General features: G+C 60.9%; 11 protein-coding genes. 7 read left to right on the forward strand and 4 right to left on the reverse strand.

What is annotated here, in order from left to right; translation table 11 throughout:
* Window positions 1-128 precede the first annotated feature (128 nt).
* Both HX805_RS13380 and HX805_RS13385 read left to right on the forward strand, forming a co-directional pair.
* Entirely contained in the window at window positions 129-488 is a 360-nt protein-coding gene (locus tag HX805_RS13380; RefSeq protein ID WP_003217574.1) for a response regulator, read from the forward strand.
* Window positions 489-721: 233 nt separating this feature from the next.
* Window positions 722-2,122, forward strand: coding sequence for a DUF1254 domain-containing protein (locus HX805_RS13385; RefSeq protein WP_177116924.1), 1,401 nt, complete (start codon window positions 722-724; stop codon window positions 2,120-2,122).
* Window positions 2,123-2,152: 30 nt separating this feature from the next.
* On the opposite strand, the gene HX805_RS13390 is transcribed toward HX805_RS13385, so the two are convergent.
* Window positions 2,153-2,824 (reverse strand): DUF3313 domain-containing protein, encoded by a 672-nt coding sequence (locus HX805_RS13390; protein ID WP_087693015.1) that lies wholly within the window; start codon window positions 2,822-2,824, stop codon window positions 2,153-2,155.
* 197 nt (window positions 2,825-3,021) lie between these two features.
* Here HX805_RS13390 and HX805_RS13395 point away from each other — a divergent pair, with 197 nt between their 5' ends.
* Together HX805_RS13395 and HX805_RS13400 are read left to right on the forward strand one after the other, a co-directional pair.
* Window positions 3,022-4,845 (forward strand): serine hydrolase, encoded by a 1,824-nt coding sequence (locus HX805_RS13395; protein ID WP_177081873.1) that lies wholly within the window; start codon window positions 3,022-3,024, stop codon window positions 4,843-4,845.
* Window positions 4,846-4,851: 6 nt separating this feature from the next.
* Window positions 4,852-5,655, forward strand: a complete 804-nt coding sequence (locus HX805_RS13400) for a MipA/OmpV family protein (protein WP_177081874.1) — start codon at window positions 4,852-4,854, stop codon at window positions 5,653-5,655.
* Window positions 5,656-5,790: 135 nt separating this feature from the next.
* Here HX805_RS13400 and HX805_RS13405 read toward each other — a convergent pair whose 3' ends face one another.
* Together HX805_RS13405 and HX805_RS13410 are read right to left on the reverse strand one after the other, a co-directional pair.
* Window positions 5,791-7,068, reverse strand: coding sequence for an ATP-binding protein (locus HX805_RS13405; RefSeq protein WP_177116925.1), 1,278 nt, complete (start codon window positions 7,066-7,068; stop codon window positions 5,791-5,793).
* Window positions 7,069-7,776: a winged helix-turn-helix domain-containing protein gene (locus HX805_RS13410; RefSeq protein ID WP_003217561.1), complete on the reverse strand. Its 708-nt coding sequence runs from the start codon at window positions 7,774-7,776 to the stop codon at window positions 7,069-7,071.
* Window positions 7,777-8,022: 246 nt separating this feature from the next.
* Between HX805_RS13410 and HX805_RS13415 the strand changes: the two genes are divergently transcribed.
* Entirely contained in the window at window positions 8,023-8,409 is a 387-nt protein-coding gene (locus HX805_RS13415; protein WP_003217559.1) for an ectoine synthase, read from the forward strand.
* Between the two features lie 31 nt (window positions 8,410-8,440).
* The gene (locus tag HX805_RS13420; protein WP_087693019.1) at window positions 8,441-9,640 is read left to right on the forward strand and encodes an MFS transporter; all 1,200 of its coding nucleotides are present in this window, start codon (window positions 8,441-8,443) and stop codon (window positions 9,638-9,640) included.
* On the opposite strand, the gene HX805_RS13425 is transcribed toward HX805_RS13420, so the two are convergent.
* Complete coding sequence (locus HX805_RS13425; RefSeq protein WP_008431008.1) at window positions 9,596-10,198, reverse strand: tRNA-(ms[2]io[6]A)-hydroxylase; 603 nt, start codon at window positions 10,196-10,198, stop codon at window positions 9,596-9,598. The two genes, HX805_RS13420 and HX805_RS13425, sit on opposite strands and share 45 nt — an antisense overlap.
* A 151-nt stretch (window positions 10,199-10,349) precedes the next feature.
* Here HX805_RS13425 and HX805_RS13430 point away from each other — a divergent pair, with 151 nt between their 5' ends.
* A complete protein-coding gene (locus tag HX805_RS13430; RefSeq protein ID WP_003217553.1) occupies window positions 10,350-11,210 on the forward strand; it encodes a universal stress protein in 861 nt (286 codons plus the stop codon).
* Window positions 11,211-11,438 lie beyond the last annotated feature (228 nt).

Consider the following 11,438-nt stretch of genomic DNA (forward strand, 5'->3'; position numbering starts at 1 on the left):
ATTTGTAGCCGTTACCGGCACAATGTTTTGCTTATCTGGGGAACTTGCCGGGACCGACAATACTCAGGATGAAAACGGTCTTCCCATCGCCCAAGACCTGCCCCTTCCACTGTTCGGGAACCTCCACTATGTCAGCCGCCCCCTCCACCATCCTTGTAGTCGAAGACGACGCCATCGTGCGCATGTTGATCGTCGATGTCCTCGAAGAGCTGGAGTACCAAGTGCTTGAAGCGGCCGATGCCGAAGAAGCCTTGAAAATAGTTCAAGACACCGACCAGACCATCGACCTGATGATGACCGACGTCGGCCTGCCGGACATGGACGGCAAGCAACTGGCCCTCAAGGCCCGTGAAATACGCCCCGCCCTGCCCATCCTGTTCGCCAGCGGTTATGCCGAAAATATCGATTCGCCAGCCGACATGCAGGTGATCGGCAAGCCGTTCTCGATTGATCAGTTGCGTGACAAGGTTAAGTCCATACTGCCTTGACTGCCCCCCGATGCCGCCTTTCACAGGCGGCACTTGATCTCGTTGATGTCAACTGATCGATAGATCTTTGCGTTGAACCTCACGTGCCAAAAGACTTCCCGAGCAACTGAGTGCAAACTCTGCCTGACACGCAAAGGTTCAGCTAGTTGCGACTGTACGCGCCCACCGGAGCCTGCTTTTATAACAGCTGAAAACTCGACGACATCCGACTGACTCAGTAAGGACGCAACAACATGATTCGAACACCGACGCGCCTGCTGTTGGCGAGCCTCTCGATTTTCATGAGTACCGGCGCCTGGGCCGATTTCACCGCCACGCCGAGTGAAGCCCGGGCCATCGCCAAGGAAGCCTATCTTTATGGCTTCCCGGTGGTGGAGATGTACAAGACTCTCTACACCCAGGCTGTCGACAAGACCGGGGCGAACTTCAAGGCGCCGTTCAACCACATCGGGAACACCGCGCAGGCGATAACCCCTAAAGATACAGCGATCCCCACCCCCAACCCGGACACGCCCAACTCCTTTGTCTGGCTCGATCTGCGGGCCGAGCCCGTGGTGTTGACCCTGCCCAGGATCGAAGACAACCGCTACTACGCCGTGCAGTTGGTCGACCTCTATACGCAGAACTTCGGCTATCTGGGCACCCGCAGCACCGGTAACAACGGTGGCCACTACATGATTGCCGGCCCGGGCTGGAAAGGCCAGCAGCCAACCGATATCGACCGCGTCGTGTACAGCGAAAGCAACATCGCCTACGCCCTGTACCGCACTCAATTGTTCGATGAAAAGGACTTGGGCAAAGTCAGACAGATCCAGGGCGGCTATAAGGTCCAGACCCTGAGCAGCTACGTGAAGCAGCCCAAACCCATCAAGCCGCCGAAAATTGCCTGGCCCAAGCCTACGCCGAACATGAGCGACAGCGTGCATCTGTTCCGCTATCTGAACTTCATGCTGGCCTACGCAGCACCGCAGGACAGTGAGAAAGACGTGCTCGCGCGTTTTGCCAGGATCGGCGTCGAGGCGGGTAAACCGTTCGACCTCAAGGCCCTGACGGTTGAGCAACGCAAAGCGCTGGATGACGGCATCGCCGACGGCAAAGCCGAGTATGCAGCCTTCAAAAAAGACAAGATCGATACCCATCAAGTATCCAGTGCAGACCTGTTCGGCAATCGCGACCACCTTCAAAACAACTACCTGTACCGCTACGCTGGCGCCAACCTGCACCTGTTTGGCAACTCCGGCGATGAAACGGCCTACCTGCGCTACTCCGTGGACAGCGAGGGCAAACCCGCCAACGGCGCACGCCACAGCTACACCCTGCACTTCGCCAAGGACCAGTTGCCACCGACCGACGCATTCTGGTCACTGACCATGTACAACGCCAAGACCAATCTGCTGACCCCCAACCTGAAGAAGCGCTACGTGCTCACGTCGAGGATGTTGCCCAACTTCAAGCTCGACGCCGATGGCGGCCTGACGCTGTTGGTCGCGCACCACGAGCCACCGAAGGCGGAACAAAGCAACTGGCTGCCAGCACCACCCGGCCCGTTCTATGCCCTATTGCGCATTTACCTGCCCAAGCCTGAAGTGGGTAACGGGCAATGGAAGCAGCCACCGCTCACACCGATCAAATAGCACCCGCTCAAATCGCGCACCGTTTGAGGCTTAGCCCTTTTTAAGCTTCAAAAACGATTGATGCAGGTCCGACGCCCAGCCGTCGATGACGTTTTTCACGTCATCGGCTTTCATCACCTGGGAGTCGTTTGCCAACGGTTTACCGGTGCCTTTGCGCACGACTTGGGCGACCACCTTGCCACTGGCACCGTCGAGGAATTGGGCTTCGGTGCCCAAGGTGGTTTCCTGGTCACGAATCCCGGCGCCCGTGCTGACCGTGGCGACCACCAGGGCGACAGGAATGTACTCATAGGGCTTGAGACTTTCGGTCTTGCTGCTGACGGCAGTGATCGCCGCGCGCACCACGATCACGCCCGGGCCTGGTCCGTCGGCCAGCGGCAAGGACTTTTCCAGTTCGCGCTTGAGCGCCTGGCTGTAGTAGGTGCTGATGCCCTGCAAGGTGCTTTCAGGGATCCTGGTGCTGGCTTGCGGCTTGGGATAGAACTGGGTGGGCTCGATGTACACCGCGTTATAGCGGCTCAGACTCAGGTTGGGGTCCACCCAACGCATCACCTGCGCGCCCGATGGCGACTTGGCTTCCTTGAGGTTGCTGTAGTCGGAGAGAAACCCGGAGTATTCGTCCGGCTGCGTCACCTTGCTGGAACACCCCATCACCCCGATCGTGGCAATACACACGGTGCTGATCATTATTCCCAGTTTCATCGCGAGACTCCTTGGCTGACGTTGAGGAAGCGTTGAGCATTAGGTATAGCTGATGCTGGAGCTGCGGCAATGGAGCAAACCCGCTAGGGGCGGCCTGTATTAACAGTCTTTGACAGTTTCCCGACAAAGCTCACAAAGACTCATCGACGGCCCGCCCCTAGCATTCGAGCATCCAAACCACCCCTCGGGTGCTCATCATGTTTCGCACATTGCGCAGTATTCCGCTGCTGGGTTGCCTGCTGGGCAGCCTCGGCTGCCACGGCCAGCCGCCGGCCCCGCCGCCCATTCCCAAGGGCGACTACAGCGCAATCATCCGCTACCTGCAAAAACGCATTCCCAGCGAAATGGCCAGGCAAAACATACCCGGCCTGTCCATCGCCCTGGTCAACGGCCAGGAACTGATCTGGGCCCAGGGCTTTGGCCTGGCCGACAAGGCCCTGGGCAAACCCGTCACCCCCAACACCGCGTTCCGCGCCGGCGCCCTCTCCAAACTGCTGACCGCCACCGCCGCCCTGCAACTGGTGGAGCAACAGCGCCTGGCCCTCGACGCCCCGATCCAGGACACCCTGCGGGAGTTCTACGTACGCTCGCGCTTTCATTCCGACCAGGCGGCCGCCGACCGCGACATCACCCTGCGCCGCCTGCTCAGCCACCAGTCCGGCCTGCCCAGCGAACACCTGCGGGATGTGCGCAACACCTTCGCCATGGGCCAGATGCCAATGCGTATTTCAGGGGTTTGGCTGAGCACGCCACCGGGGACCCAGGTGGCCTATTCCAACCTCGGCTACGCCCTGGTCGGCGCCGCCATCGAACGCAGCAGTCGGCAGGATTTCGAAACCCGACTGCAAAGCAGCCTGCTCAAGCCCCTGGAGATGAACCAGTCGAGCTTCGTCGGCATCGGCGCGCAACCGGGCTTTCGCGCCCGGGGTTATGCAGACGGCACCGTCAGCGCCGACGCCCAGGTGCGCGACCTTGCGGCCGGTGGCTTGTGGAGCAGCCCCAAGGACCTCAGCCACTACGTGCGCATGCTCTTCGCCCGGGGCCTCTATAAAGACAGACAGGTACTGGGCAGCCAGTCGATTGACGAGATGTTCACCCAGCAAAACACCGGCAACGCCCTGGACTTCGACTGCCAGATGGGCCTGGGGTGGTTTCTCGCCCCTTGCGGCGATGAGCCGGTGGGTCCCGGCATTCGCACCTTCCAGCACAGCGGTGGCGGAGATGATTTCGCGGCGCAACTGACGATGCTGCCGGACCAGCAACTGGCCGTGATCGTGATGGCCAACGACAGCAACGCCGAAGAGATGGTGGTGTCCCTGACCACCGACACCCTGCGCCTGATGCTCCAGGCCCAGACCGGCGACCCGGTGTGTGCCGACAACTGTCAGGCGCCCGCCCACGGCCTGAAAATCCGCCAGGTGCCCGCCGCGATCGACCGCAGGCGCCTGGCGGGTTTCTACGCCACGGCCTGGGGCATTTTCCGTATCAAGGACGAAAACGGCCAGCTGTATGGCGAGTTGGCCGACACCCGTTTCGAACTGCTGCGCGACGGCCAGGGCTGGCTGCGGGCACAACAGAAATTCCTCGGCTTCTGGCTCAAGGACCTCGGCGAACTGGGCCGCGTGCAGCTGGATGTGGTAACGGTGCAAGGGCGCCAGATGCTCACCGCCCGCAGCCACGGCCAACGCGTCCCGGTGGGCGAACGCATCGAACAGACCCCGCTGAGCAATGCCTGGGCCGACACCATCGGCACCTATCAAGTGCTCAACACCCATGAGCCCGACGCGCCCCTGAGCGGCATCAGCGTGCGCCTGGAGAACGGCTTCCTGGTGATCCGCGGCCAACTGCACGACGAGCCGCTGACCGACTACATCCTGCTGCCCGTGGACAACGCCCATGCGGTGCTGGCCGGCAACGGCTATGGCCTGGGCGATACCGTGAGTCGCCAGGTCAACGGCCTGAGCGCCTCCGGCTACCACTTCAAACGTACCGATTCTCCCCACAACCCCTTGAGTCTCTGACCTCACATGAAGACCATCATGCGTTCAAAACACCTGTGCCTGTCCCTGACGTCGCTGTGCCTGCTGACCAGCGCCGACACCCTGCTGGCCGACGACTGGGAATACACCCTCAAGGCCGGCGTGGCCAACCTGCCCCGCTACAGCGGCAGCGACGAGCGAGTCACCGCGCCGGTGCTGGGCGCAGCCATCGTCAGCCCGTGGGGGATTTTCCTCGACACCGACAAGGGCCTGGGCTGGGGTTATGACGGCGGCGGCGCGAGCTTCAGCGCCTACGTCGGCGCCAGCGGCTCACGCAAGGACGAAAGCAAGACCGGGCGCCCGGGCTCGAAGAAACTCAAGGGCATGGGCGAGATCAAGACTCGCGCCCAGGTGGGTGTCAGTGGCAGCTATAACCTGGGCGGGGTGATTCTCGGCGCAACCCTGGAGCATGCGCTTGAGGAGGATGATCACAAGGATTCCGGCAAGGCGTTCACCCACCTGGAGCTGAGCCTGGGCACCAACCTGTACGACGGCGACTACGGTTCGCTGGATGCCAGCCTCAGCAGCCATTTTGGCGACAGCAACTACCTGCAGACCTGGTACGGCGTCACCACCGGCCAGGCCGCACAGAGTCGCTTCAAGGCCTACAAGGCCAGCGGCGGCAACATCAGCAACGGGATGAATCTGGTGTGGAGCTTGCCGATCAGCGAACACACACAGTTTTCGACGCTGTTGGATGTGCAGTACCTGGCAGACAAGGCCGGGCAAAGCCCGATTGTGGAGAGACGCTTGCAGACGTCGGTGATGGGGATGGTCGAGTACACGTTCTAACTTTGGTAATCCAATCAAAATGTGGGAGCGGGCTTGCTCGCGAAGGCGGTGTTTCAGTCAATGTATCCGGCGACTGATTCACCGCCTTCGCGAGCAAGCCCGCTCCCACATTTGATCTCCATGGCTCCTGGATGATTACTCGGCATACGCCCAGGTCATCCGGAACGATGCCCCGCCCCACTCCGAATCCAGCACTTCAACCTGCCCGCCATGCCATTGGCACACCCGCCGCACCAGCGCCAGGCCGAGGCCGAAGCCACCGGTGCGGCGGTCACGGCTGGCGTCCAGGCGCAGGAACGGCTCGAAAATCTTCCCTCGCCCTTCCACCGGCACACCGGGCCCGTCGTCATTGACCCGTACTTCATAGCCGGTGCCAAACTTCACCAGCGACACTTCCACGCGCCGGTCGGCGTAGCGAATTGCATTGCGCAACAGGTTGATCACCGCCCGTGCCATAAAGCGCGGCTCGATACGGACGTAATCGACTTCACAGGTGCGCAGCAGCAACTGCACGCCTGCCGCCTCGGCCTCCAGGGCGACGCTGCCGATCACACTGTCGAGCCAGCTGTGGGCCTCGATGCTTTCCCGGGTGATCTGCGTGGCGCCGCGTTCCAGGCTGGCGTAGGTCAACAGTTCCGAGACCATTTCTTCCAGCTCGCCGAGGTCGGCATACATGTCGGCGATCAGTGCGCGGCTCTCCCGTGGATCGGCCTGTTGCTTGAGCTGGTCGAGCTCAAACGACAGCCGCGCAATCGGCGTACGCAGCTCGTGAGACACGGCGTTGGTCAACTCGCGCTGGTTGGCGATCAGGCTTTCAATGCGCTCGGCCATCTGGTTGAAGTGCCCCGCCAGCTCGCGCACGGTAGAACGGCGCGGCAGCAGGATGCGCGAGCCGAGATCGTTGTCACCGAAACGTTGCGCGGCCAGGCGGATATGCTCCAGGTCACGCCAATGGGGCCGAACCCAGAAGTACAGGACAATCGCCAGGCACAGGCCGAGAAAGCCATAGGCCCACATGTACAGCCACTTGGGCTCTTCCGGCAGTTTGATTTCCAGCAGTTGGTGGCCGCCGTCGATGTTGGAGATGAACTCCATGAAATCCCCACGCACCACCAACTCGCCACTGGCCAGCAGTTGCTGTTCACGCTCGGTGAGTTTCAGCCTGTCCCGCTGCACCAGCGCCAGGCGCAGCCCATAGTGCGGTTGCAACTCGGCCAGGCGGGCGGCGCGCGCTTCCCCCGTCACCGGCCGCAATTGTTCCACCACCCCATACGCCGGGCCGCGCAGGGCTTCGCGGTTGTAGGTTTCGTTGGCTTCCGGCAACAGCTCATCGAAGGTGTAGTTCACCAGCCAGATCGCCCCGGCCAAGCCAATGGCCAGGATGATATACAGACGCAGAAACAGCCTTAACATCTAGACCTCCCAGGCGAACGGATTGAACAGGTAGCCCTTGCCCCAGATGGTCTTGATGCACACCGGTTCCCGGGGGTTGTCATTGAGCTTGCCGCGCAACTTGCTGATGTACACGTCGACGCTGCGGTTGAGCCCGTCAAAGGCAATACCGCGCATACGGTTGAGAATGTCATCGCGGGAGAGGATTTTCCCGGCGGCGCTGGCCAGCAACCACAGCAGTTCGAATTCCATGGTGGTCAGGTCGATCTTCTCCCCGCCCAGGCTCACCACCCGGCAACTGCGGTCGATGGCCAGGCGGCCGAACTCAAGGGCGCCGCGCACCGTGGGTTCCGGCGCCTGGCGACGTTGCAGGGCGCGCAGGCGAGCCAACAGCACAGGCGGCTTGATCGGCTTGATCACATAATCATCGGCGCCGGACTCCAGGCCGAGGATGTGGTCGAGGTCGTCTTCCTTGGCGGTGAGGATCACGATGGGTGTGTCGGACACGTTGCGAATTTCACGGCACACATGCAGGCCGCTCTGGCCGGGCAGCATCAGGTCGAGCACGACGATCTTCGGCTTGAACTCCAGGAACGCCGCCAGCGCCAGGTCGCCGCGGTGCACGGCCAGCACCTCGAAGCCATGCTGGGACAGGAAATGGGCGATCAGCCCTGCCAGCTTCTCATCGTCCTCCACGAGCAAGACCTTGCCGAGACCCAAGTTATCCATAAATTTCCAGTGCACGCGCGGATTGAAGTGTGCGCATTATAGGTGGCAAGCCGGCAGACTAAAGCAGCTGGCCATCACTGGCCGACGAAGCTTCATGCTTTTAAGAGTTTTTAACAGTTTCACCGCAGTCTTTAACTCGGTACCGTCCGCCAGATGCGCCCCACACGCTTTTCGGAAGTGTCGCTGATGACAACACCGCAAACACAAGAGAATCATGGCCCTCTACCTACATAGCGGGAGAAAACCATGTTCGTTCGTCACAAATCAGACATTGAAAACACCGCGCACTTTGTCGAATGGGGCGCTGGCACCAGCCATCGGTTGCTGACGGAAAAGGACGGGATGGGTTATACCGTCTGCCACACCGTCGTACGTGCCGGCACCGAGTCGCTGCTGCAATACCGTAATCACCTGGAGGCTTGCTACTGCATCGCCGGTGAGGGTGAAGTCGAAGATATGGACGGTAACGTCTACCCGATCCGCCCCGGTGATATTTATGCGCTGGACCAACACGACTGCCATTATCTAAGGGGCGGAAAGGAGCAGGACCTGGTGCTGGTCAGCGTATTCAACCCGCCGCTCAAGGGCGACGAGCGCCACAATCTCACGGATAAATCCGGCTCCGGCTACTGACGACGATTTGACTCACGGACACGAGCACACCATGCGCAAGGATTACCTGGCTTTCTTCATTTCGTTGTTTCTGTCACGCCTGGCCGACCAGATTCTGTTGTTCATCGTGCCGCTGATCGTGTTCCAGACCACCAACAGTGTGTCGTGGGCGGGCCTGGCGTTTTTTGTCGAATCCTTGCCGCGGTACCTGTCGTTCCCGGTGTGCGGGGCGTTGTGCGACAAATACCCCGCCGTGCGCGTCCTGCATATCAGCCAGGTGTACCGGGCGCTGGCGTGCGTGGCGGCGGTGCTGCTGTATGGAATGTTCGACGGGATTTACTGGATTGTCATGCTTTCGGCGCTGTGCGGCGTGTTGACCACCCAGGGCATCATGGCCCGGGAAGTGCTGCTGCCGCATATCTTCAAGCATTACACCTACGCCAAGACCTTGTCCTACTCGCAGATTGCCGACCAGACCGGGCTGGTGCTGGGCCCCCTGGTGGCCGCGCTGATGTTGGGCGTCTGGGCCTGGCACTGGGTCGTGCTGGGGGTTGCCGGGCTGTTCCTGCTGGCGGACCTGGCGATGCGCATCTGGCAACGCCACACCACGGTCAATCTTGAAACCTTCGAGCAGCACAACGACATCTGGCTGCAGCCGTTGCGCGTTGCCTTCGGGCATATCCGCGACCTGCCGGAGCTGAAAAGGATTATCGCCCTGGCGGTGGGTGTGAACCTGATCATCGGCGTCACCCTCGCCACTTCCGCCGCGATGGTCATTGGCCAATACGCCGCCGGCAAGGACACCTACGCCGGGTTGCAGGCGGCCGGCGCGCTGGTGACCATCGCCATCCTGTTTTTCCTGGCGCGCGCTTCCCTGCCGCTCAAGGTGCTGGGCGGTTTGTCGTATTCGATGATTGCCGTGGGAGCGTTGATCACGGCCATCAGCCCGAATGTGTGGGCTTATGCCGTGGGTTTCCTGCTGCTGACCGGTTTCGACAAGATGTTCAACGTGTACATCCGCAGCGTCCGACAACGGGTAATCCCGGCCCGGGACTTTGGCAAGACGGTGGGCGTGCTGACCTTGCTCAACAACCTCTCGCAGCCGCTGGCCGGTTTGCTGATCGCACTGCTGGCGGCGCCGCTGGGGACGCAGGCGGTGATCCTGATACTCGCCGGGATCACCGCGTTGCTCGGTGCAGCGGTTGCGTCAGGCTGGCACGCCGCTGTGAAAGCGGAACTCGACGTCCGGTGACTCGATCAGTTCCTGCTCGGCGGCGCGTACACGGTCGATGACCTGGGCGATGTCCTTGGCGTCGCCGTACTGGTAAGCCAGTTTCAGGTAACCCTGGAAATGCCGGGCCTCGCTTTTCAGCAGGCCGAAATAGAACTTGCCGAGTTCTTCGTCCAAATGCGGCACCAGTGCTTCGAAACGCTCGCAACTGCGGGCTTCGATAAACGCGCCGACCACCAGGGTATCCACCAGTTTGACCGGTTCATGGCTGCGCACCACCTTGCGCAAACCCGAAGCGTAGCGGCCGGCGGACAGCTGGCGCAGCTCGATCTTGCGCTTCTTCATCAGGCGCATGACTTGCTCATGGTGCACCAGTTCTTCCCGTGCCAGGCGTGACATCAGGTTGATCAGGTCGACGTGGGAATGGTACTTGGCGATCAGGCTCAAGGCGGTGCTGGCGGCCTTGAATTCACAGTTCTTGTGGTCGATCAGCAGGGTTTCCTGGTCGGCCAACGCGGCCTGGACCCAGCCGTCGGGGGTGCGGCAACCGAGGAATTCGTGGATTTCTGGCAGGTTCATCGGGCTCACGGGCAAAGATTCACAAAAGGCCGGCGATTATACCGACCGCGCCGCAGACCGCCAGCTACCGGGCTTGATGTGCATCAACATGACGTGTGCCGGGCAGCAACTATAGTTGTTCCACGCCCACCCTTTTTTGGAGAACCCGACCATGCAAGCCATACGCAGCATCCTGGTGGTCATCGAGCCTGAGCATTCGGAAAGCCTGGCCCTCAAGCGCGCCAAGCTGATTGCCGGCGTCACCGGGGCACATTTGCATTTGTTGGTGTGTGACAAGAAGCACGAGCATTCTGCGATGTTGAGCCTGCTGAAGGCCGGTTTGCAGGAGGATGGCTACAGCGTCACCACCGAACAGGCGTGGAATGACAGCCTGCATGAAACCATCATCGACGTGCAGCAGGCAGAGGGTTGTGGGTTGGTGGTCAAGCAGCATTTCGCTGACAGCCCGCTGAAAAAGGCGCTGTTGACGCCTGCCGACTGGAAGTTGATGCGCTACTGCCCGACTCCGGTGCTGCTGGTGAAGACGTCCAGGCCTTGGGCTGGCGGGGTGATTTTGGCGGCCATCGATGTGGGCAATTCTGATGCCGAGCATCAGGCGTTGCATAACGCGATCATTGATCATGGGTTTGATATCGCGAGCCTGGCCAAGGCGCAGTTGCATGTGATCAGTGCGCATCCGTCGCCAATGCTGTCGGCGGCGGATCCGGTGTTTCAGCTCAAGGAGACGATCGAGGCCCGGTATCGTGAGCAGTGCAAGGCGTTTCAGGCGGAGTTCGATATTGACGACACTCATCTGCATATCGAGGAAGGGCCGGCGGATGTGTTGATTCCTCATGCGGCGCACAAATGGCAGGCGGCGGTGACCATCATAGGTACGGTGGCGCGCACCGGGATTTCAGGGGCGTTGATCGGGAATACGGCGGAGGTAGTGCTGGATGCGGTGGACAGTGATGTGTTGGTGCTTAAGCCGCAGGAGTTGATGGATCATCTGGAAGAGCTGGCTAATGGGTGATGCTTCTTTTTGGGGGCATATCCGTTTTTGGGTGATGGCTTGTATTGGTTCCGCTCTTACAGCGGGTCACTTTTGAAAGGAGCCCAAAAGTAACCAAAAGGCTCTTGCCCCACCACTCGGCACCTCGCCTAGGCTCGGTGTGCCCTCACTCCGGCTTTGGACCGTGGGCCGCCGTCATGGGCCATCCTTGGCCCAGGACGGCTAACCCGGCGTCCTGCCGGGTTACCC

It is taken from the genome of Pseudomonas sp. G5001 (genome assembly GCF_013385475.1).
Classification (GTDB): domain Bacteria; phylum Pseudomonadota; class Gammaproteobacteria; order Pseudomonadales; family Pseudomonadaceae; genus Aquipseudomonas.

Coding starts and splice junctions, on each gene's coding strand:
- HX805_RS13380 (WP_003217574.1), top strand. CDS start 129: ATGTCAGCCGCCCCCTCCACCATCCTTGTAGTCGAAGACGACGCCATC.
- HX805_RS13385 (WP_177116924.1), top strand. CDS start 722: ATGATTCGAACACCGACGCGCCTGCTGTTGGCGAGCCTCTCGATTTTC.
- HX805_RS13390 (WP_087693015.1), bottom strand. CDS start 2,824: ATGAAACTGGGAATAATGATCAGCACCGTGTGTATTGCCACGATCGGG.
- HX805_RS13395 (WP_177081873.1), top strand. CDS start 3,022: ATGTTTCGCACATTGCGCAGTATTCCGCTGCTGGGTTGCCTGCTGGGC.
- HX805_RS13400 (WP_177081874.1), top strand. CDS start 4,852: ATGAAGACCATCATGCGTTCAAAACACCTGTGCCTGTCCCTGACGTCG.
- HX805_RS13405 (WP_177116925.1), bottom strand. CDS start 7,068: ATGTTAAGGCTGTTTCTGCGTCTGTATATCATCCTGGCCATTGGCTTG.
- HX805_RS13410 (WP_003217561.1), bottom strand. CDS start 7,776: ATGGATAACTTGGGTCTCGGCAAGGTCTTGCTCGTGGAGGACGATGAG.
- HX805_RS13415 (WP_003217559.1), top strand. CDS start 8,023: ATGTTCGTTCGTCACAAATCAGACATTGAAAACACCGCGCACTTTGTC.
- HX805_RS13420 (WP_087693019.1), top strand. CDS start 8,441: ATGCGCAAGGATTACCTGGCTTTCTTCATTTCGTTGTTTCTGTCACGC.
- HX805_RS13425 (WP_008431008.1), bottom strand. CDS start 10,198: ATGAACCTGCCAGAAATCCACGAATTCCTCGGTTGCCGCACCCCCGAC.
- HX805_RS13430 (WP_003217553.1), top strand. CDS start 10,350: ATGCAAGCCATACGCAGCATCCTGGTGGTCATCGAGCCTGAGCATTCG.